The sequence below is a fragment of the Geofilum sp. OHC36d9 genome (assembly GCF_052400685.1).
Classification (GTDB): Bacteria; Bacteroidota; Bacteroidia; order Bacteroidales; family Marinilabiliaceae; genus CAZHHH01.
In genome coordinates, this window is sequence record NZ_JBQTGJ010000019.1 from 35,204 (window position 1) to 58,609 (window position 23,406).

The 23,406-nt window shown below is 36.0% G+C and carries 13 protein-coding genes and 1 tRNA gene; 11 read left to right on the forward strand and 3 right to left on the reverse strand.

Features of this window, described 5'->3' with window-relative positions; genetic code table 11:
• Nucleotides 1-52: 52 nt before the first annotated feature.
• The 3 genes from ACT3CD_RS14550 to ACT3CD_RS14560 all read left to right on the forward strand — a co-directional run bounded on the left by ACT3CD_RS14550 (nt 53) and on the right by ACT3CD_RS14560 (nt 5,209).
• Complete coding sequence (locus tag ACT3CD_RS14550) at nt 53-1,468, forward strand: dicarboxylate/amino acid:cation symporter (protein WP_444646379.1); 1,416 nt, start codon at nt 53-55, stop codon at nt 1,466-1,468.
• Between the two features lie 145 nt (nt 1,469-1,613).
• Nucleotides 1,614-1,690 (forward strand) — tRNA-Pro (locus tag ACT3CD_RS14555).
• Nucleotides 1,691-2,401: 711 nt separating this feature from the next.
• Entirely contained in the window at nt 2,402-5,209 is a 2,808-nt protein-coding gene (locus ACT3CD_RS14560; protein ID WP_444646380.1) for a ligand-binding sensor domain-containing protein, read from the forward strand.
• A 451-nt stretch (nt 5,210-5,660) separates the two neighbouring features.
• Here the strand turns inward: ACT3CD_RS14560 and tnpC are convergent, their stop codons facing one another.
• The 3 genes from tnpC to tnpA all read right to left on the reverse strand — a co-directional run bounded on the left by tnpC (nt 5,661) and on the right by tnpA (nt 8,126).
• Nucleotides 5,661-7,337 carry an IS66 family transposase gene (gene tnpC, locus ACT3CD_RS14565; protein WP_444646381.1) on the reverse strand — a complete coding sequence of 559 codons (1,677 nt, stop codon included), beginning with the start codon at nt 7,335-7,337 and terminating at the stop codon, nt 5,661-5,663.
• Nucleotides 7,338-7,410: 73 nt separating this feature from the next.
• Nucleotides 7,411-7,767 (reverse strand): IS66 family insertion sequence element accessory protein TnpB, encoded by a 357-nt coding sequence (gene tnpB / locus ACT3CD_RS14570; protein ID WP_444646382.1) that lies wholly within the window; start codon nt 7,765-7,767, stop codon nt 7,411-7,413.
• Nucleotides 7,768-7,772: 5 nt separating this feature from the next.
• A complete protein-coding gene (tnpA, locus tag ACT3CD_RS14575; RefSeq protein ID WP_444646383.1) occupies nt 7,773-8,126 on the reverse strand; it encodes an IS66 family insertion sequence element accessory protein TnpA in 354 nt (117 codons plus the stop codon).
• Between the two features lie 705 nt (nt 8,127-8,831).
• On the opposite strand from tnpA, the gene ACT3CD_RS14580 reads away from it, so the two are divergent.
• From ACT3CD_RS14580 to ACT3CD_RS14615, 8 genes are all read left to right on the forward strand, one after another.
• Complete coding sequence (locus ACT3CD_RS14580; protein ID WP_444646384.1) at nt 8,832-12,056, forward strand: SusC/RagA family TonB-linked outer membrane protein; 3,225 nt, start codon at nt 8,832-8,834, stop codon at nt 12,054-12,056.
• A gap of 11 nt (nt 12,057-12,067) precedes the next feature.
• Nucleotides 12,068-13,789: a RagB/SusD family nutrient uptake outer membrane protein gene (locus ACT3CD_RS14585; protein WP_444646385.1), complete on the forward strand. Its 1,722-nt coding sequence runs from the start codon at nt 12,068-12,070 to the stop codon at nt 13,787-13,789.
• Between the two features lie 33 nt (nt 13,790-13,822).
• Nucleotides 13,823-15,355 (forward strand): Ig-like domain-containing protein, encoded by a 1,533-nt coding sequence (locus ACT3CD_RS14590; protein ID WP_444646386.1) that lies wholly within the window; start codon nt 13,823-13,825, stop codon nt 15,353-15,355.
• 380 nt (nt 15,356-15,735) lie between these two features.
• The gene (locus tag ACT3CD_RS14595; RefSeq protein ID WP_444646387.1) at nt 15,736-17,097 is read left to right on the forward strand and encodes an alginate lyase family protein; all 1,362 of its coding nucleotides are present in this window, start codon (nt 15,736-15,738) and stop codon (nt 17,095-17,097) included.
• Nucleotides 17,098-17,121: 24 nt separating this feature from the next.
• Entirely contained in the window at nt 17,122-19,020 is a 1,899-nt protein-coding gene (locus tag ACT3CD_RS14600; protein WP_444646388.1) for a glycoside hydrolase family 97 catalytic domain-containing protein, read from the forward strand.
• 120 nt (nt 19,021-19,140) lie between these two features.
• Entirely contained in the window at nt 19,141-20,349 is a 1,209-nt protein-coding gene (locus ACT3CD_RS14605) for a glycoside hydrolase family 88 protein (RefSeq protein WP_444646389.1), read from the forward strand.
• A gap of 218 nt (nt 20,350-20,567) precedes the next feature.
• A complete protein-coding gene (locus ACT3CD_RS14610; RefSeq protein WP_444646390.1) occupies nt 20,568-21,938 on the forward strand; it encodes a CBM96 family carbohydrate-binding protein in 1,371 nt (456 codons plus the stop codon).
• A 77-nt stretch (nt 21,939-22,015) separates the two neighbouring features.
• Nucleotides 22,016-23,335, forward strand: coding sequence for a serine hydrolase domain-containing protein (locus ACT3CD_RS14615; RefSeq protein ID WP_444646391.1), 1,320 nt, complete (start codon nt 22,016-22,018; stop codon nt 23,333-23,335).
• Nucleotides 23,336-23,406 lie beyond the last annotated feature (71 nt).

A 23,406-nucleotide genomic window follows, 5' to 3' on the forward strand; every position in this document is an offset into this window, starting at 1 on the left:
AATTATTGATTAGATTTAATAATATTTTGGTCTTTACGTTTAAGCCCCTCTCATGAAAAAAATTCCTCTTTATCTTCAAATTATTATCGGATTAATTGTTGGGATTATTTGGGCGATTGTTGGCGGCTACCTCGGATGGTCACATTTTACGGCCCAATGGATTGCCCCATTTGGGCGTATTTTTATTAATTTGTTGAAGCTGATTGCTGTGCCTCTGGTCTTTTTTTCAATAGTAGGCGGCGTTATTCAGCTGGGTAATCCGCGTAATTTAGGACGTCTGGGGGGACGCACCATATTATTTTACATGGCAACGACTGTTTTTGCCATTTCGCTTGGACTTCTTATTGTAAACGTCTTTAAACCCGGTAAGCATATTGACGAAACGCTGCGTATTGAAAATCGTCTGAGTTATGAGTTGTGGCTCCAAACTGAGGGACTTCAGCCTAAAGATGGACGTTGGTTGATGAAACAGACCGATTACGCCGGTTTGTTGCAGGAGGTTTTGCAACGTTCAGGCCGTGAGGCGGATGAACAGATACAACCCCGTCTGAAAACCGCGCAGAGGGCTTCGCAGGATGGACCTCTTACTTTTTTGGAAGAGATCGTCCCTGGCAATGTGTTTGCAGCCTTGCAGGATAACCGTAGCATGTTACAAATTATCTTTTTTGCCATCTTTTTTGGGGTGGCAGTGCTGTTTTTACCCAGGCAGCAAACGTCCCTGATAAATAAAGTTATGGATGCCTTAACACAGGCGTTTATTACGATGGTTGATTTGGTGATGAAAGCTGCACCCTGGTTTGTTTTTGCCCTAATGGCTGGCATGGTCAGCGAAATGGCTGGCGACGAGCCGTCACGGGTCTTCGAGCTTTTTAAAGGCCTTACCTGGTATTCGTTGTCGGTGCTGGGAGGTTTGCTGTTTATGGCATTTGTTGTATACCCGTCGTTGATGTCTGTTTTGGTCAAGGGCATCTCTTTTCGTCGTTTTTTACGTGGTATCAGTCCGGCTCAAATGTTAGCCTTTTCTACAAGCAGTAGTGCTGCTACATTACCGGTAACCATTGAGTGTGTTGAAGAAAATCTTAAAGTAGATCGCAAGATTACCGGTTTTGTTTTGCCCATTGGTGCTACCATTAATATGGATGGCACAAGTTTGTACCAGGCCATAGCCGTGGTCTTTTTGGCCCAAATGCACATGGTCGATTTAACCCTGGGCCAACAACTCACCGTGCTTATGACTACGGTTTTGGCAAGTATTGGGTCTGCCGCAATCCCGGGAGCCGGGGTGGTTATGATGATGGTTGTTCTTAGTTCGGTCGGCCTCAACCCGGCCTGGATTGCTATAATTTTACCCGTTGACCGGATTCTCGACATGGTACGTACCATGGTTAATGTGACCGGAGATGCTTGTGTGGCAACTGTTATTAGTCGGATGCCATCGAGCGATGAGCCTGACATTGATTTATTGTGAGCTGTAATTATTAAAAAAATCAGTTGTTCCTTTTGTAAGAATTTACATCATTGGTGATTAGCATTGCCGTTGAAATTTCTGTGCGATTGTTTTGTGCATTTATGCGTTCTATGAATATATTTTTTTAAATTTGCAACGTCAAAATCGGGGTGTAGCGCAGTCCGGTAGCGCACTACGTTCGGGACGTAGGGGCCGCTGGTTCGAATCCAGTCACCCCGACCATTTTACTGACATACAAGAAAAGAGCCGACAGATCAATTGATTTGCCGGCTTTTTTATGCGTTAATGTCTGATTTATAGTCCCGATTTCCATTTATGAAAAAAAAGAACCGGCTAGCTTTCTTCTAAAATATGATACTTTACGTTACAATCCTGATTTGAGTTCATTCTTGTTATTATTTTTTAGAGTGCAGGGGATTCGAAAGACTTTAATGCTTTTAGGTTTGGGTGAGAACATTCGCAACAACGAAGTTTACAACAATTATTTAAATAGGAAGAAAATGGCAGTAGTTGATAATTAGTTGTTTAGGGCTGTGGTGATTTAACTGGCAGGATTGTATACATTTTTATTATATTTGAGCAATAATCGCCGTTTTATGAGTAGTACTATCCATTTGTTAAAGCAAAAAGAGTTATTAACCACGCTTGGAAAAAATCTTAAGTTGGAAAGATTAAGCAGACAGATGAGATCTGAACGAGCAAATCTTAACCGTCGGAAGTTTGTTCACACTGAGCAACGAACTGAAAGTGAATCAATGGACAGTTATTTACAAGGTTTTATTTGTTTGAATTTAAACTAAAATATACTGGAGTCTAAAGACGTTATGTTACGACAAAAATTTCAAGATGTCTTATTGGTCACTTCTAAGTGAGTTAGAAAATAATGGCATTAAAAATATTTTTTAATATAATCGAAAAATTATTTGTTTTTAAATGGGATATTGTTTAAAGCAGATGTTGTGTAGAGTTATGGCAGTTTATTTGTCATTGGTTATAGCTCCGGGAATTATGGCTGAATCAACATCAATGGTATTTAGTCATATATCAGTTGATGATGGGTTGTCCAATAATTTTGTAAAGACAATATTTAAAGATAGTTATGGGTTCTTATGGTTTGGTACGCTAGAGGGGATTAATAGATTTGATGGCGTAGAAGTCAGGTCATACAATCACTATTTTCCTGATAATATTTATAGTGTCGTTTCAATATCTGAGGATATCGATCATAAACTTTGGATAGGTACGGAATCTGGATTGTTTTATTGGGACAGAGTGACTAATTATTTTGTAGAGTTTGATAATGAATTAATAAAAAAAGCAAAAATTGATAAACTTTTGTGGCTCTCGCAGAATAAACTTCTGTGTTCTACCGAAAAAGGATTTTTTCTTATTAATATTCATTCTTTTGAAATTGATCAAATACGTTTTCATAAAAGTGTTGATGCATTATTAAACAAAGTGACTGATTTTGTAGTTGAAGATGACCAATTATTTGTCGCAACTAAAGGAGGGTTGATCCAGTATGATTTGAAGTACCAAAGCTCGATGATATATAATATGTCCTCATTACGAGGTGAAGAGTATTTGGATTTTTCATGTATAACAAAATTTGATGATATTATTTATTTGGGAACTCCAACTAAAGGTATTGTAGGCTTTAATACGCATACTAAGGAGTATTTCGAATTTAATAATTTTAAGGATGATATAATTTTATCACTTGCGCATGATTCGTCGAAATTATTTATCGGCACCGATTCTAACGGCTTGTTAATTTATGATGTATTAGAAAAAAGAATAGCGAGAGTAGAACATGTCGATAACGATGTTACTTCGATATCTTCTGATGCTATATATTCTTTACTAATTGATGATAATTCGACTCTTTGGGTTGGGACATATGCCGGAGGTGTAAATTTTGCTTCTTTGCTTGATAAAACGTTTAATACCTATAGTTTAGATAATGAATCGTATAATCTAAGCAAAAGTATACGCTCAATATATTTTAAAAATAATACCAAATATATTGGCACAAGGGACGGGTTGTATGTAATTGTTGATAATAAGAATGTTAGTTACTTTTCAAATGATAATTCTTTAATGAAAAGTAAAATAGTTCTTTCTTTTTATGATAGTCAAGATGGAATTTTGTTTGGAACCTATGGTGGAGGGATTTATAAATATAAAATTAACGAAAATTCAATTACAGCGTGGAATGATAATCGTTTTTTGAATAAAAGTGTTTATGCTTTTGAGGAAGATAGTTCTGGGACCCTTTGGATAGGGACGCTTTGTGGCTTATACAAAAAAGAAATCGCACAATCTTCTAGTATCCGTAAACTGAATCTTGATGCAGATACGTTAATTTATTGTTTGAAAGTTGATCATTTAAATCGGTTGTGGATCGGAAGTATGTCAGGAGCGCGTGTGTATCAAATTAATTCGGATGGTTTAGGGCTTATTTCCGATCTCCCTAGCGTGTCAGGGTTTAAAATTACTGGGTTTTATTTGGATAGAAAAAATACAATGTGGATTTTATCTGAAAAGCATGGGGCTTTTCGGGTAGATATGAACTTGAAAGTGATTAACCATATTACAGAAGACGATGGATTAAGTAATAATTCTGTTTGCTCAATGATTGAAATTGAATCGGGAGAATACTGGATAGGAACATTAAAAGGCATGAGTCTTTATAAAATTAATGATCACTCGATGATTAATTTTTATAAATCAAATGGATTACCCGGTCTTGTTTTTAATCCGAATGCAATTATACAAAAGGATAATCAGATCTGGATCGGAAATGAGAAAGGTTTGGTTTATTTTAATCCTCAAAAAGTTGTTCGGGATAGCGGTATTAGCAACATTGTGATTACCGACATTTATATAGGAGGCAAACCGATTGCAGAGAAGGAAGTTGTGTTAAATAAAAGTATTGAAGCATTAACAGACCTCGAGTTAAGAGGAAAGGATAATAATATTGGCTTTCGCTTTGTTAATTTATCTATCCCAAACCTTAAAGAAAGTAAATATGCGGTAAGATTAGAGAAAAATGGACTCGGTGACGATAATAATCAATGGGTTTATCTGGATAATGAAAATAAAGTTTTTTATAATTCGATGAAACCAGGGACATACTTATTTAGTATCGTCCTTGTTGATGGCGCAGGAACAGTGATTGAAGATAGTCTGAAATCTATTTCGATAAAGATAACATCGGAATGGTATCAGAGTGTTTTTGTTTTAATTTTGATTATTATTTTTCTGATTCTCTTATGGCTTGTTTTTATATATTCGATCAAAAACGTTAGAGCGAAGCTTAAAGAGGCGTACATTCAGATAAATGATGATGATAAGAATAGATATGGAAATTCTCGATTGAGTGTTGAAGAAAGTAAAGAATTATTAACTTCAATCCAGAATTATGTATTCGAATCAAAAATTTATTTAAAACCGGATTTAAAGATCGGCGATTTAGCCATAAAAATGGACTATTCAATACACAATATATCGCAATCTATTAATCAAAATTTAAATCAGGGATTTACCGATTTTATTAATTTTTATCGTGTTGAGGAGGTTAAACGACGGTTAGAAGATCCTAAATATGAAAAATTTACGCTATATGCAGTAGCTGAAAAATGTGGGTTCAATTCTAAATCGTCTTTTTATAGAGCTTTTAAAAGAGTAACAAATCAAACACCTTCAGATTATTGGAATGATATTCACAAAGGGAGATGAAAGTTAAATCGCATCAGCATGCAAACTTTTTTTTGTAACTGTTGTTTCCAAAATGTTTTTTTGCGACAATCAATTTGTATTCTCTTTTTTTTCTCAATTAATAGGCAATAGCTCGGACGGGCTAAATTCATCGTGGGCGTTGTCCGAAGCATAATGCTATTTTACGAGATAGATGAGTTAACCATTTTTTGTGGTTTGCGGCCCATTAAATAAGGGATTTAGCCTTCAATCATGCCTGCTTATGACGGCCGATGTGCGGCCATCACTGAAAGAAGTATTCTTAAAAACGCAGTTTCCCACCTTTTTGTGATTGGAGGGATCTTTTTTTTTTTGCTTGGAATCAACGTAAGTATTCGGCCTAATACGTATGGGAAAAATAAAAAAAAGGCCCAAGCGGAGAATGCCTGCCTGGGTGTTGTAATTTTCTAAGTTCTACTGGAATCTTTTGGAATTAGTTGGAATTGTTTGGAAAACTCTGACACTTGTTGGTCTTTTTCCAATTGTGTGGCAACAGCTCAGCCAGGTCTAATTCATAGTTGGCGTTGTACATAGCAATTTTGCTAAAGACGTAGGTCAACCATTCTCTGGGGTTCACGTCACAGGTTTTGCAGCAACCCAATAAGGAATACATGACAGCAGCATTTTCTGCGGCATCATCGTTTCCGCAAAAAAGATATCCCTTTCGTCCCACCGCCAAAGGGCGGATGGCATTTTCAGCCAGATTATTATCCGGCAGATAGCGGCCATCAAGATGATAGCGTGATAATCGCCCGAAGATGTTATAAGTATAGCTCAGAGCTTTACTCATCCTTCCTCCCGGAATCGCTTTGGGATAATAAGCCTCAATCCATTTCTCAAAGGCGCGCATGATCGGATAAGCCAATCGTTTTCGTAACTCAGCTCTTTGCTCATAACTTAACTTTTGGTCGTCAGCCATTTGCTCAACCCTATAGAGTTTGGCGATTTGCGCCAAAGCATATTCGGCTCCGGCTTGATCTTCCGAAACACTTTCGGAAAATTTTCGACGTGCATGCGCCCAGCAACCTAAGAGCAAAACACCTTTTTTCTGCTCGTAAATTGAATATGCCTGATAACCATCGGTTTGAATTGCCCCCTGGAACTTTTTTAAGAGATCGACCACTACTTTTTGAGCCCGGGAGCCTTTGTCGTAGTGAAAGAATACCAGATCATCCATCACTGAACGTACCATCCAGAGGTAGGCCTTTTGGGCTTTATGCTTTTCGTTGTCGATAACCGGAATGGTGCTTTCATCTACCTGAATATAGTCGGATGCCAGAACTTTATCCTTTAAACAAAAGTAGAGAGCCCGAAGCAAGTCACAGCCGCCCTGAAACCAACCATTAACGGTAGATGCCGCCAATTTAAAATTCACCATATTTAGCATGGCTATTTGACGATTAAAAGGGAGGTGGTAAAAGTATTTGTTCATCAATAGCTCAGCCAACAAAGAGGGACCGGCATTGCTGCGAGGTAATGGCAACATGGGCATAGCTGCAATGCGAATGGCTACGGTTTCTTCCTGTATTGACTGGTCAATTTGTTTTTCTGCTGCGGGTTGTTTTGTTGCGAATTTAGGACGTTCTATGCGACGAACATACAGCTCTCCGGGTTTGTGTTCAAGTATTTCAGTCACTTCAACACCTATCCGCTCCCAGTTGTCTTGAATGCCTTCCGGTTCAATCACTTCGACTTCTCGTCTGAGTTCTTCAGGAATAGGAAGACGTACAGGTTTTTTCTTTTCTCTGACAACTTTACGTCGTTCATATTCAACAATCTCTTTATCGGCTTCTTCTGTGGCTGCTAGTTCTTCAGGAAGGACTTCAATTCCATCAAAATCAAGCTTTCTTTGATTGGGGTCTTCCTTTATAAATTTTTCAGACGATTTACTGAAATACTTATGACGAAACCACGCCAGCTGGTCGGTAAGTTTTTTGATTTGTTGATCTTTTTCAGCCACTACAGAGGTTAATTCCTTGTTCTGGGCCTCCAGAGTATCTATGGCTCCGTTATCGATTTTTCGCAGCCGGGAAAGCTCCTGAAAGAGTTCGTCACGTTCCTGAAGAAGCGCCTGAACAAAAGAGTCTTTGTCGGATGAAAAATCGGTCATTTATCTTTGCTTGATTGTGAGCTTAAAGATAGTAAAGTCAAGTAGTTTGGCCAATTTTACGAGCTTAATAATGCTAAAAAAATGCTTCTTTTTGTCGCTGCTTCAGGAGTCTTTTTCGGGGTTTCACATTTTGTGCAATCAGCATTAAATCATGCCAGCTTATAGCGGCCGATGTCAGGTCTTCATCAAAGGTAGGGAGCTTAAAAACGCCGCTTTCCAATTTTTTGTGATAAATCACCAAACCACCATGTTCCAAATGAAGGATTTTCATGGTGGTTAATCTTTTGTTGACAAAAATAAAAACCTCTCCGCTTTGAACATCGCGATTCATCCGGGACTTTACGATACCACTCAAAGTGTAGAAACTCTTGCGCATATCAACGGGAGCCGGATAAAGAAAGTATTTTAGTTTATCGTGTAGATAAAACATCGGCTTCAATCATATAAATGAACAATTGTTTTTAGTAACCCCATATCGACATTATTGTCTCGTAAAACCATTTTTGTGCCATTGGGAAATACAAATTCAATGGAAGCGAGATTACTTGAGGTTGGCGAATTTTTTGTGATAGCTGAAATGGCTTGTCGTTCTCGGATCGGTTGATTGGGATCAAATATCAGTGGGACAAAACTCGTGGGCTGATGTTGCGATGTCTCTTCTAATTTATGCCGCCAGTAGTAAAATGTTGACGGGGCTATGGCCTGGTTGGCACAAAAGTCCTTTATGTTCAGGCCGGATTCCTGATACGCCTGATAAAGGCGTGTGAAGGTTGATAATGTCATCCCCATTTTTTGCCGTCAAAGTAACAGCAGAGGAAAGTCGTGCACAATATTTAGGGTCCCGGGGGCTTACGCTAATTCATTTTTTTATGACGTCTGAAATTTGAAATTCAGATATTGCTGAAATTTATTTCTTAGGTATTACTTTAATTTATCTTCAGTTTGTTCTTTTTTCTTAGCCCCGTGATAGAGTCTACATGTCTACAATAGTTAACGGTATTTGGTTTGGTTGATTTTTTAAAGGTATTGTTCGCTTTTTAGATGTTGTTAAGAATTGAACTGGTGTTGTTTTTAAAAATAGTTGATACACCTGGGGGGGGAGTTGTGTTTAAGCTGTTTTGTTAGTTGAAATGATGCTGCTTATAATTGGCTTATTAGGTGATTTGTGTTATCGCATTAAGATGTGTCATATCATAATGTGACAATCTGTTATGCTTCTAGTTTGTTGTTTTATAGATGGTTGTGTATTGTATTTTAAAGGTTGATCTAATTATGTTGATTTAGAATTCAAATAAATTGACACTAGTAAAATTTAGGTTCAAAGCTTGAAAAGAGACATTTGTGACAGTTTTTTGTTTTACAATAATTTCAATTTAATGGATATTTGTGTGATTAATTAACGGTATTTAACAGCTGTACGTGTAATTAATTATCAGTTCATGTCGAGTATAACTAAGTTACAAATCAATTTATAGTTAATTAAATTTCATATTTATGAAAAATTATGATGAATATAGTGGCTATTATCCAGCTGAATTTTGGAGCGTTAGCCAAAAATTAACAAGGATACTTTTAATTGCTTTGTTATTCCTATTTATAGAGCATTTTGCTAAAGCAGATTTTGTCATAAGTTATGATCAAACTCAACAGCAAGAACAAGCTCTAATTAACGGTAAAGTCGTTGATGAATTTGGGGCTGCAATGCCAGGGGTTGCTATTGTGGTTAAAGGTACATCAACTGGTACCATTACCGATATTAATGGTAATTATTCTATTAATATCAACAAGGGCGAAATTTTGGTTTTTTCATTTATTGGAATGAAAACACAAGAGTTTGTTGTTGGTGATCAAAGTGTTATTAATGTTTCGCTTCTTTCTGATGTCGTCGGCCTTGACGATGTCGTCGTTGTTGGATATGGTGTGCAAAAGAAAGCCACATTAACAGGCGCTGTTACAGCAATTAATTCGGAAACATTACAAGAAAAAGGAAGCCTTTCTAGTCCTTTACAAGCGCTACAAGGACAGGTCCCCGGAGTGATGGTCTCAAGAGCTTCAAGTGCTCCTGGAGATGAAAGTTGGGATTTAAAGTTAAGAGGATCTTCATCCGTAAATTCAATGGAGCCTTTAATAATTGTTGATGGAGTAGCATATAATAGTGTTAATGATTTGCGTCTGTTGAATTCAAATGATATTGAGTCAATGAATTTTTTAAAAGATGGAGCAGCCGCAATTTATGGATCAAGAGCAGCCGGAGGTGTTGTTTTGATCACAACAAAAAAGGGAAAATCAGGAGATGTCAAGTTTGAGTATAGTGGTACAATGGCTTTTAAAAAAGTGGGATTAATGCCGGATTTGATGAATACGAATCAGTGGGCAGATGGTGTTATGACAGCTTTAGAAAATGACGATAATACTTCAAATGTTTGGTATACTTTTGCTCAATTGGCTAAATCATATAAAGGAAAGTATATTGATTTATCCGAAAGTGCAAATCCTTTTGGTAATTCGGCTTTTACTGATGTGTCTGATTTTGTTTTTTGCGAAGATGATTGGTTAGGCTCTTTATTTGGAGATTCATACTCTACCGAAAATAATCTTTCTATATCAGGCGGGACGGAAAGATCTTCATATAGGGTTTCTATGAGTTATTTATATGATGGGTCAAACTTGCAATATGGAAATAACAATAATAAAAGATATACGTTTAGAGTAAATAATAGTTATAGTTTTACAGATAAGGCTACTTTAGAGTCGGTTATTTCATATAACCGACAAGAGCAGGTTGCTCCAACATTTATTGGTTCAATGTTAACGACTTCGATGCCAATGCCTGGGTTGCCTTTAAAATCATTGAACGGTAAGCCTTATGCCTGGGGAACTTGGGGGTCGCCTGTTGCAAAGGCAGAAGAAGGAGGAGATAATAAATTGTCGGTGTCAGCTATAAATATTAGTGAAACATTTAAATATGATGTTACTAATTGGCTGGATGCTAATGTGAATGTTGGTTATAATACATCTTCTGCTTCAAGACATGTAACTCAGAATTCAATTTCTTTTTATAATTATACAGGAACAGATGAAGTATTAACCTCACCTACACAAGCTAATTCATATTATAAGCAAACTAATGCACAAACAGATTTTTATTCTCTGTCAGGATACTTGAATTTCAAAAAGAGCTTGGAAGATCATGCCTTTAAATTGATGGTTGGTAGTCAGTATGAATTTAAACAGTATACATATTTTGGAGTAAAAGTTTTAGATACCCAGGAAGGTTTAGAAATTGTTAATGGATCTGGAGAAATTTCTTTGTCAGGTGATGAAGAAAAGTATCAAAATGCTAATACTTCATTTTTTGGGCGACTTAACTACGATTATAAATCTAAATATCTACTTGAATTTAACAGCCGATACGATGGATCTTCCAAGTTTTTGCCTGAAAATAGATGGGATTTATTTTATGGTGCTTCTTTAGGGTGGAGAATTTCAGAAGAAAATTTTTTGAAGGACGTTAGTTGGTTGGATCAGTTAAAATTTAGGATCTCTTATGCCGAAATGGGTAACCAAAGTGGTATTTCTAATTATGACGGTGTTCAACTATATAATATTAGTTCTTCAAATGGTGCTTACGTCGGAGACTCAAAGTTATCATATCTTAAAACTTCTGGTGTGTTAGCATCTACATCACGAAGTTGGGAAAGAATTAAAAATTATAATATAGGTTTTGATTTTTCAGTGCTAAATCAGAAGTTATCAGGATCAGTTGATGCTTTTTTGAAGAAAAATGACAATATGCTGGTTAGTATTACTTTCCCTTCTGTATTAGGAGATTCTGCGCCGAAGGCAAACTCAGGAGAGTTTAAGAATTGGGGGTATGAAGGGAGTTTTACTTGGAGAGATAAAATTGGAGCTGTATCGTATCATGTGGGAGGTGTTTTGTCTTTTGCACGTAACGAATTAGTCGATTATGGTGGAACGTCTGTTATTTCTTCGGGGTACACCTCGACACAACAAGGTTACTCTCTTAACTCAATATTTGGATTAAGATATGGAGGGAAAATCCAAAATTTAGAGATGTTAGATGCATACATTGCGAAGTATTATGAGAATAATGGTATTGAAATGCCATCAAACTTGCGTGTCGGAGATAATATGTATTGTGACTTAAATAAAGATGGTGTTTTAGATGAACAAGATTATGAGTATTTAGGAAGTGATACTCCAGAAATTTCTTATTCTTTCAATGCAGGTGTGAGTTATAAAGGGTTTGATTTAGATCTTTTATTTCAGGGAGCTGCTAATCGTTTTGTCTATAGAGACATTGATAACTGGACAGTTCCTTTTCGCGCAAATTATACAAATACGACGACTCAATCTATTGGTCGAACATGGAATGAAAACAATCCAAATGCGTATTATGCACCATACACTAATGATAGTAATTTAAATAATTATAACTATCAGGCTTCTTCACTTACTGCTCAGGATGGAAGGTATATTAGACTGAAAAATTTGACTCTAGGATATTCACTCCCTTCAGATAAGATGTTTAAAACAAAATATATTTCAGGTTTCCGCATTTATTTAACAGGAACTGATTTGTGGGAATCAACTAAGATTAAGGATGGTTGGGATCCTGAAGCAAAAAGAAATGCTGCAGGAACGCAGAGGTATCCTTTTACACGAAGCTATACTGTAGGAATTAATCTAACATTTTAAAACGAACTGTCATGAAGAAATATATAATTCGATTATCATATATATGTTTGCTCATTGGGCTTATGACATCATGTATGGATTTAGACCCATTGGATTCTATGGGAGACAATATTACCTGGTCATCAGCTGACAATTTTCAGTTGTTTGCAAATCAGTTTTATGCATATACCAGAGATTTTAAAAAATCAGATGACTATAACGCGTATAATGGATTTTCTGATGGCCCTCATAGTGATTTTAGATCAGATTTAATTGCTACATCTTCTATAAATACTTATAGTCAGGGAACAAATGTAATTCCTACGGAGGATAAAAATTATAGTGAAACTTATAAAAGAATATACTATACAAATTTACTGCTTGAAAAAGCTAAAAGTTATAGCGATGAAACTGAAATAGCTGTACCTATTGCGGAGGCTAAGTTTTTTAGAGCTTATTTACATTTTGAGTTAGTTCAGTTATATGGAGATGTTATTCTTTTAACAAAACCATTAGATATTGATTCTTATGAATTAAATGGTGAGCGAGATGATAGAAGGGTTGTGATTGACCAAATTATTGCTGACCTTAAGGATGCAGCCTTATCTTTACCAGCTACGGCTTCCGAAGATGGACGTTTAACACAAGCTGCAGCCTACGCATTTTTATCACGAGTTGCTCTTTATGAAGGAACCTGGCAGAAATTTCATAACAATAATACATCACGTAGTTCTGAATTATTAACTATTGCAAGAGATGCTGCTTTGAATGTAATGGATGGAACTTATGAGTTGTTTTATGATGAAACTTTAGGAGTTGAGAGTTACCGTTACATGTTTATTTTAGAAGATGCTGCGCAATGTAATCCTGCCGGTTTAACAACCTCTGATAATAAAGAGTACATTTTAGCGCATAGGCATTATAATGGTGATAAATTAGGTGTTAATATTTCTCATGCTGCCTTAGGTAATGTGATTTATCCCACAAGTAAATTAGCAAATATGTATCTATGCTCTGATGGTCTACCTGTTGAAGTCTCTGATTTGTTTGGAGGATATTCAACCACTACAACCGAGTTTCAAAATAGAGATAATCGTATGAGTACCTCTCTTATTAAACATGGGGCAAATTATTGGAATAATGATGGAGCTTGGAGAACCAGTTGGACAGACGATGATTTAGAAAGTTGTTTAACAATGGATGTCCGTTCAAATGGCGGTTATCAAAATCAAAAATGGGCAACGGAGCGGCAAGTGGCAGATGAGTATGAAACTTATGATTATCCTGTTATTCGTTATGCTGAAGTATTATTAAATTATGCCGAGGCTGAATTTGAGTTAAATGGAGCTATTACCGATGAGCAGTTAGATGCTTCTCTAAATTTGGTTCGACAACGAGTTAATCCTGATATGCCTAAACTAAGTAATTCTTTTGTTGCGACCTATGGTTTAGATATGCAGGAAGAAATCAGAAGAGAAAGAACTATTGAGCTTTATTTAGAGGGGTTTAGAATTGATGACTTGAAGCGTTGGGCTATAGCTGAAGATGAGATGCCAAAAAATCAATTAGGTGTTATGTTTACAGGAACCTGGTTTGAAACAAATTGGACTAAGCAAGCAAGAAGTATTAATAGTGATGGAAGAATAATTTTATATGATAACAGAACTTGGGCTGATAAAAATTATCTATATCCTTTACCTTCTGATGAAGTGCAGCTAAATCCAAATCTTGGACAGAATCCTGGTTGGGAGTGAGCGTATTAGTTATTAACTGAAAAATTGAGAAAAATGAAAAATATTTTTAAATATATATTTGGTTTTACATTAGTCGTTTCTGCTGTTGTGCCTCTATCGTGCGATGAGGAGAGCTTATCAACAGCAGAACCAGCCATCTATGCAACTTCATTAGAGTTAAATATTCCAGATAGTAAACTGGTATATATTTATCAGGATGAAACAGAAAGTAGTGTTTATCCTATGATTAAGGGAGAAATACTTAATCTGACATATTCTATGGCGCCCGATAATGTTACTTATTCTGATGTAGAATGGAGTTCTTCCGATGCAACTGTGGCTACTGTGGATGCAGATGGGGTAGTGACGGCACTTAGCGCAGGTACATCCGTTATTACAGTTTCACCTTCTGTATTTTATTCGGGAAGTGGTATTTATGGGACTATTAAAATTGTCGTTTCAGATGTGGCTGTTGCTGCTGAATCAATTACTTTGACAAGTAGTGCAGAATCATGTTATGAAGGTGAAACATTAACTATAACTCCAACTATTAACCCTTCAAATACGACATATAAAACAGTGAAATTCACAAGTTCTGATGAGAGTGTTGCCATGGTAGATCTAAATGGTGTTGTGACAGGTGTTTCAGGTGATCCTGATCCGGGAACAACAGTCACCGTTACAGCAACTGCATTAGATGAAGGTAGTGCTGTTTCTGCATCAATAGATGTGCAGATTATTAGAATTGTTGAGCCACAGTCGGTGATATTGGATCAAACTTACAATAGTGATAATTATGAATGGGCAATTGGTGATAAAACGTATTCTATAGCTTATGATTTAGAACCTGCAAATGCAACTAAATCATTAGTAGAATGGACTTCAAGCGATGAAAGTATTGCAACTGTGTCTAAAGGTGTGGTTACATTTAATCAAGAAGGAGTATTTGGTGAGGTCACTATTAACGCAACGTGCCCAGAGACAGGAAGCTCTAGTTCGGTAACTATTTTATTAGCCGAAGGTCTGGTAAGAGAACTGTTTCATTATGAGAATAATATTACTTGGAACATAACATCTAGTCAGCAATTACAAGGTGCAAGTTTTAAATGGAATTATGGAAAGTTAGATGTATACACTTATGGTACATCTAAACAGCGAGCAGACTTTTCTAAACAAGATTCATATGTTTGGTTACATGCCGGTAACTACCCCATTGTTGCAATTAAAATGGATGATGTTATGGATTATGCTGAAGTAACAGGTCGAAATATTAATGTGGATAGTAATACCGATGATGGTTCTTATAAAGGAAGTCTTGGTGGTGGAAACAACAAGTGGTTTTCTCGTTATAAGTGTAACGATGGTAGTTATGTTTTTATTTACGATTTAAGCCAACAGGAATTCTCAACAGGCGGATTATTACCAACGGATGCATCCGTACAATTTAAAACTTTCCAATGGAAATATGCTGATATGGTAGTAACGCCAATTCAACAGATATCTTACTCTGTATATTGGGTTCAAACATTTAAGAGTATAAGTAGCCTTGAGGATTATCTAACAAGCCAAGGTGTAATTTGGGAGTAAGAATATAACTAATGTTTACCCGAAAACGCTTGTGGCAGATAAGAAAGCTTCATTTTTGAGGCATGCGAAGCTAGAAATATGTGAATTCCATAATGTGAATGACCATTTTTATAGCGAGCGTAACGGAAAAATATGAGTTTTTTTTGCTGACGCTAAATAGAGTCTGTCCGTAAACTAAGTGTTTGAAATAAAAAGCTCAAATTCATGGCTTGCGAAGTCATAAAAATCAAGGAGTTTACTTTTCGTAAATGACTGTTTTTATGACAAGCGTAACGCAGAAATTGACTTTATAGACAAACACTAAATAGTATTAGGTTGTACTGGTTAATTTAAATAGTTAATCAGTGCAACTCAATTAATAAATATTAAAGAATTTTATTATGAAGTTGCAAAATGTATTTAAATCAGTTTCTATAACTACAGTCCTATTATTAGGAATAGTAGGGTGCATGGAAAATAAAATTGGTACAGTTGACCTTGATTTAGATGAAGGGAATGATGAAGAAGTGACTTATACATATGAACATCCTTGTGCATTATATAATGAAGATGATTTTACTCGTGTTAAGGCATCCATAGCAACAGGTGTTGGTGATGTATATACTGAGTTTAATAATTTAGAAGCATCGCCTTATGCTCAATTAGCTTATAATCCAACACCTCAAACTCAAATTGTAAGAGGTGATTATACTGGAACAGATTATACCTCTGAGAATTATGTTTATGCAATGAAGGATGCGGCAGCAGCTTATCAGCAGGCTCTTTTATGGAAGTTAACCGATAATGATGAATATGCGGCCAATGCAATAGATATTTTAAATCAGTGGGCAGCTACATGTGACGAGATAACATCGAATGATGCTAACCATTATTTAGCAGCAGGAGCTCAAGGGTATACTTTTGCTAATGCGGGTGAGTTACTCCGTGATTATGATGGATGGTCTGATGATGATTTTTCATTATTTAAAACATGGATGGTTGATGTTTTTGCCGCTAAAAATTACAAATTTCTTACTGAGCATTCAAATGCCAGCGACACGCATTATTGGGCTAATTGGGATTTGGTAAATATGTCTTCTTATTTGGCAATAGGTATCTTAACTGAGAATGACGAAATGGTCACTTTTGTAAAGAATTATTTTTATAAAGGAGTAGGAAATGGATGCCTTGAACAGCTAATTATAGATACTCATGATGATCCTTTAAATTCAGGACAAACTATAGCTCAATGTCAAGAATCAGGCAGAGATCAAGGACATGCCACAATGGTTTCTGCTGTTTCTGCTAATCTTTGCCAGATGGCTTATACGCTATATTTAAATAATACAGATGTGCCTGAATTAGATTTTTTTGCCGCAAACGATAATGTCATTTTAAAAATGTGTGAATATACCGCTTTATTTAATTACAGAAATGGAAGCGATAATGCGAATAGTGAAGGTTCATATATCGTTTCTGTAACGGCAATGCCATTTACTTCATATACGGCTTTCGTTGGGGAAAGTCAGGAGTATGTTCAGACTCAGGTTTCAGAAGATGGAAGAGGGACGGCCCGACCAGGATGGGAAATTATATATAATCATTATGCAAAGGTTAAAGGTTTGAGTTCTGGATTTCAATATACTCAAATGTTTGCCGAAAAATTAAGACCTGAAGGTGGTTCTGGAGACGCTCGTTATGGGTCTAATAGTGGTGCTTTTGACCAATTAGGTTGGGGAACTTTAATGATGTATAGGGACTAGTTTTATTTTGTGAATTATAGCAGTATGTGTGAATTTAGAAAAAGGATTTTAGTCTTATTTGTTTTTATTTTTAGCGTTTTTGCAATTATAAAAGCAGAAATTAGAAAGACAATAATATCTCCTGATGAGAAATATGTATTAACATTTATTATTGAGAAGAATGCAAAACTAGAAACTTGTATTTCATATTTTTTGATGTACGAAGGTAAAGTTGTTGTCGAAAAGTCAGAACTCGACATCGTGCTGGATAATCATATCTCTGAGTTGGCTATGGCTATCAAACCAGATGATAATTATCACTTTATTAATGATATGGATTTTATATCCCAAAAGGATACAAGCGTAAATACGACATGGTACAATGCTTTTGGTGAGAGGAGTATAGTAAAAGATGAATACAATCAAAGCTCTTTTTTATTCGAGAAAAGGAGCAAAAAAGGATATCAAATGCAAATTGATATTCGAATGTATAATACAGGAGCAGCTATTCGTTATTACTTTCCAACGAATCCGAAAGGTTTGTATTATAAGATAGTAGAAGAGAATACGGAGTTTGTCTTTCCTGAGGGAACAAAAGCATGGTACGCACGTTGGGCACAGGCGCCATATGAATTATTACCGCTCAGGGGCTGGATTGATCAATCAGAAAGACCTTTAACTTGTGTATTGCCCAATGGTCTGTATGTTTCTTTGGCAGAAGCAGCAATGGTTGATTATTCCAGAACAAAATTTCAAATTAAGAAAAATTCTCCGGGGACTATTGTTACAGTTATCGATAGTAATGTAGATGCAATTACTGATTTTACAACGCCATGGCGGGTTATTATGACTGCTGGTACACCTGGTCAGTTATTAGAAAATAATGATATTTTACTAAATCTTAATGAGCCGTGCAAAATATCAAATACTGATTGGATTAAACCAGGTAAAATTATGCGTGAGATTACCCAGACCAATCAAAACTCAAAGGCTCAAATTGATTTTTCGTCCAAAAATGGTGTTGATTATTTGCTCTATGACTGGAAATGGTACGGCCCTGCTTTTGATTTTAATTCCGATGCTTCAACTGTTGATATAGATTTAGATTTGCATCATTGGATCGAATATGGAAAAGAAAAAGGTGTTGGTGTATGGGTGTATGTCAATCAGCAAGCATTATTGAGTCAAATGCGTGAGATTTTTCCGCTTTATAAGAAGTGGGGAATCAAAGGCGTTAAGTTTGGATTTGTTCAGGTTGGTTCATATCGTTGGACAACGTGGCTGCACGAAGCAATTAAGTTGGCTGCCCAAAATGAATTAATGGTGAATATACATGATGAATTCAGAACGACCGGTGAAACAAGAACCTGGCCTAATATCGTGTCTGTTGAAGGTATTAGAGGAAATGAGGAGTTCCCGGATGCTACACACAACTGTATCTTGCCATTTACTCGTTTTGTAGGTGGGGTTGGCGATTATACCATTTGTTATATGGACAAAAGAATTAAAACAACTCATGCACATCAGTTGGCATTAGGCGTTATTTATTTTAGTCCGTTACAAACTATTTATTGGTACGATAAGCCTGAATATCTTATAGATGTTCCTGAAACTGAATTTTTCAAAACATTACCTACTGTTTGGGATGATACAAAGGTTTTATCGGGAGAGATAGGCGAACATGTTATAATTGCCCGACGAAAAGATGACGATTGGTATATCGGTGCTATAACAAATGTGCACGGTCGTGAGTTAGAAATAAATTTTGATTTTTTACCTCGTAGTGAAAAGTATGAAGCTTGTATTTATGAAGATGATGCCAATATTGGAAGTAAAACAGGAGTCATGATGAGGAAAAAAGTAATTACCTCAAAAACCAATTTGAAATTTACATTGATCGACTCTGGAGGCGTTGCTATCAAATTGGTAAGAAAAAGTAAGTGAGATTTGAGCTTTTGAATTTAATATATCGAGAAGTTTATTCTGCTATATGAATTTAGCACAGGAAAGTATTTGTGTTCTTCATCGAGTTTGTGTAAACCAGCATCGTAAAAATAAATGTTCATGAAGAGAAATTTGTTGATTCAATTTTTAGGTATAGGTGGAATATTGGGATTACTTGTTTCCTGTGTTACAAAAAAGGATAATGAGGAATTTAATGTGAATAATATGATAGAGTATTGTGTTGATAAAACTAGATCTACCATGCTTACATTAGATGACGCTGATAGTTTACCTCGTAATATATATTTATACCAAAAAAACTGGAATAAGGTTGGTATTCATGATTGGACGAGTGGCTTTTGGCCCGGAATACTTTGGTACGCTTATGAAGTTTCCGGTGATACTTCGATTTTAACGCAGGCAAAAAGATTTACAAATCCGCTTCAGGATATTTTAGATGTGCCAGTGGATAATCATGATCTTGGGTTTATGTTATTTTGTAGTATGGGTAATGGAGAGCGTTTAACTAAGAGTATTGAGTATAAAAAAACTTTATTAGTGGCAGCTGACTCTTTGGCAACGCTTTTTAATCCTAAGGTAGGAACCATATTATCATGGCCAGCAATGAGGGAAAAAATGAATTGGCCGCATAATACGATTATTGATAATATGATTAATCTTGAACTCCTTTTTTGGGCCTCAAAAAACGGAGGCAGTCAATCGTTATACGATATAGCAGTAAGACATGCCGAGACATGTATGCACACATTAATACGGCCCGACTATACCACTTATCATGTTGCTGTTTTTGATACTATTGATGGCCATTTTATTAAAGGTGTTACGCATCAGGGATATTCAGATGATTCTCAATGGGCTCGTGGACAAGGTTGGGCTATTTATGGTTACACGATGGTTTATAGAGAAACAAAGGATAAAAAATTCTTAGATACAGCCATTAATTTAGCTGATAAATTTATTCAAATGATGCCGCAAGATAAAGTGCCTTATTGGGATTTTAATGATCCATCTATTCCTAATGCACCAAAGGATGCTTCCGCAGCAGCTATCATTGCCTCTGGATTGTTGGAAATGGCTTCTTATGTGAAAGATGAAAATAGCAAGATAAAGTATCAAGAGGTCGCACTCTGTTTATTAAAGGAACTTTCTTCTGACAAATATTTGAGTGGAAATAAAAACCAGGCATTTTTGCTTCATTCTACGGGACACTGGCCAAAGCGAACAGAAATTGACGCTTCCATAATATATGCTGATTATTATTATTTCGAGGCATTGCTTCGGTATAAAAATTTAACTAGTCGTTTTTAGTGTAATTAACACCTTTCCCTTATCTATTTAGAGTCTGTTCATAAACTAAGTGTTTGAAATATAAAGTTCAAATTCAAGGCTTGCGAAGTCATAAAAATCAAGGCGTTTACTTTTCGTAAATGACTGTTTTTATGACAAGCGTAACGCAGAAGTTGACTTTATAGACAAACACTATTTAAAACCATAAGACTATGAAAAAAAATTTTTTACTTAAAAGTATGGTCGCAGCTGTTTTTTGTTTAACAACTGTTAATCAGGTAAATGCTCAGGATATCGTGAAAGTGGTCGCTGATACACATATCCAGGTCGGTAATCCGGATGGCAATTTTAGTACAACGAACCAGTTTATTGTAAAGACCAATGCTGATGAAGCAATTGACCGAATGGGGTTGCTTAAATTTGATTTTAATTCTTTGTCAGATTACGATGCCAGTAATGTATTGAGTGCTCAGTTATTTATGGGATATCACAATTCACACAACGGAACAATATCAATATATGAGTATGCAAGCAGTTGGGAAGAAAGCACTGTTACTTGGAATAATGCTCCTGCAACTGTAGCTACTATTGCAGAATTAGCCGATTGGACTGCTATTGGCGTTCAAACAACTAGTGCCGATTGGCATCGTGATGTTGAAAGTTTTCACGGTGGATTGGATATAACATCTTATTTTAAAACATGTATGGAAGACGATAAGATTATGTCCCTTGCTTTAGTAGGTGAAGCTAGTGGTAGCGGTTACGATATTCACCAAAAGGAAAATACAACTATTTCGATTGATGGTCATGAAAACTGGGGGGCGTATATTCTTATAAGCTATGTATCACAAGCTGCCAATGCTTTATCGGAGAGTTTTGATGGAAATGATCTTCCTGCCGGATACTCTGTCTCAAATAGTGGAACTTATACTGTAAGCAATAGTTTAATTGATGTTGATATGGTATTAAGTGGAGATAAATATAGAGCCGACATTTGGTACAATGAAGGTACATCAACAGCAGGTTCAGATATTTCCATGAATTCTGCAATTGATAAATATTTGGCCATTAAGTTTCAGGGAGAACGTCCCGATGGTAATTTGAAATTTGAAATGAAGACAGCTTCTGATGTCTGGATGAATACTCAATGGAATTATGGTGCCGATGGTCAAATAGTTTCAACAGGTAGTAATAATATTTATTATTTCGATCTAACCAAGGATGAGTCATACTCTGGTGCTATTGATATTCGTAGATTACATTTTATAATTGCAGATAACGTTAATAGTCAGTCATATCAGATTGATTGGATTGGAACTTTTCCTTCGGTTGATGCTATTGAGACGATTAAAGATCAAAATGATATTAGTACCCCAACAGATATAAAATTGAGCTCTTTTTCTAAGTTGAATGTTTTTGGAGCAAGTGGATCAATAGAAATAAGTAATTGTGCGGTAGGTAATATGATATCCGTATATAGTATGTCAGGAACCCTTGTATATGAAGGAGTCGCTAAAACAAGCAATGTTAGTGTGAAATGTAGTAATGGTTTGTATCTGGTGGCTGTTAAAGGAGTAGCTATTGAGACAACAAAAGTTTTTGTTAAATAATAAAATTTAAGTACACGGAGGGTTGTTTGTACCCCCCCTCCGTGTTATTCATTTTTTTTATAAGCGCACTCTACAATATGAGATCTTTTAAAATATTTAATAAAGTTGTGTTAGTTATTTTGCTAATATTTCTTATAAAAATATATGGCTGTACTGATCCCAAATTACTTTGTCCAAAACATTATGATTTTTCATTGCTGAGTACAAAGATTCAATCGTGGATTGATTCTGGTTACTACTCTGGCGCTGCGATTGAGGTATATAGAGACAATGCCCAAATATTAAAATCAACCTTTGGAAACTATACTGATACAATTAATGTTTTTATAGCTTCTTCCGGGAAATGGCTGGTTGCTGCAACGATCGCGGCAGTGGTTGATGAAGGCAAGCTTCAGTGGAATGATAACGTAAATAAATGGTTGCCGCAATTTACTGATCAAAAAGGTGAAGCTACATTAAAACAATTGCTGTCACATACAAGTGGGTATCCTGATTATCAGCCAATGACTCAGCCAAAGGATATTTATCAGACTTTGGAGAAGTCTGTGGCTCATATTGTTGAATTAAATGCGGATACAACACCGGGAGCGGTGTTTCATTATGGCGGTTTGGCCATGCAAGTAGCTGGTCGAATGGCAGAATTGGCTACTGGTAAAGATTGGGAAGCTATCTTTCAAGAAAAGATCGCACAGCCTTTGGGAATGAATCATACTCATTTTACCCCTGTTGATTCAAGTGATGGACACAATCCAATGCTGGGTGGTGGTGCTAGATCTACTTTGTCTGATTATACTGCTTTTTTAAATATGATTTTTAACGATGGCGTTTTTAATAACAAGCGTATATTATCAAGTGGAGTTATTAAAGAAATGCAGGCTGATCAGGTTAAAAAAGCAAAAATTTTGAGGCGCGAATATGTACAAAGTGTAAGAACCAGGTTTCATACAGGTATTTATGGATTAGGACTTTGGCGTGAAGAGATTAATGATAATGGAGATGCTCTTCTTATTAGTAGCCCAAGTTGGGCAGGAGCTTATCCTTGGATTGATTATTCTACAAATTCTTATGGCTTTTTTATTACCCATGTGAATGCTGAAAATGCAAATAAGAAGGGATTTAATGCATTCTATAGTAGTCCGGTATTACCTGTTTTATTAAGAGATATCTATAAAAAAGCAGCTTTACCCGATAGCGTTGAAACAGGTTTTGTTTCAACAGGAGATACTTCTATGTATTATGAAGAGACTGACTCTGATGAACCTGTTACTTTCATTCATGATCATTCATTTGATAATAGTGAATGGGGTCAACAGTTCACTGTATTTACTGAAAAACATCGAACTGTTCAATACGTATGTCGTCGTTATAGAAATTCATTGAGACCTGTTGAAAGATAACACTTGAGAGGATTGATTTTGTTTAAATAACTTTTTGTCAGAAGTATACAGAAGTCTTTAGGTGATTACGT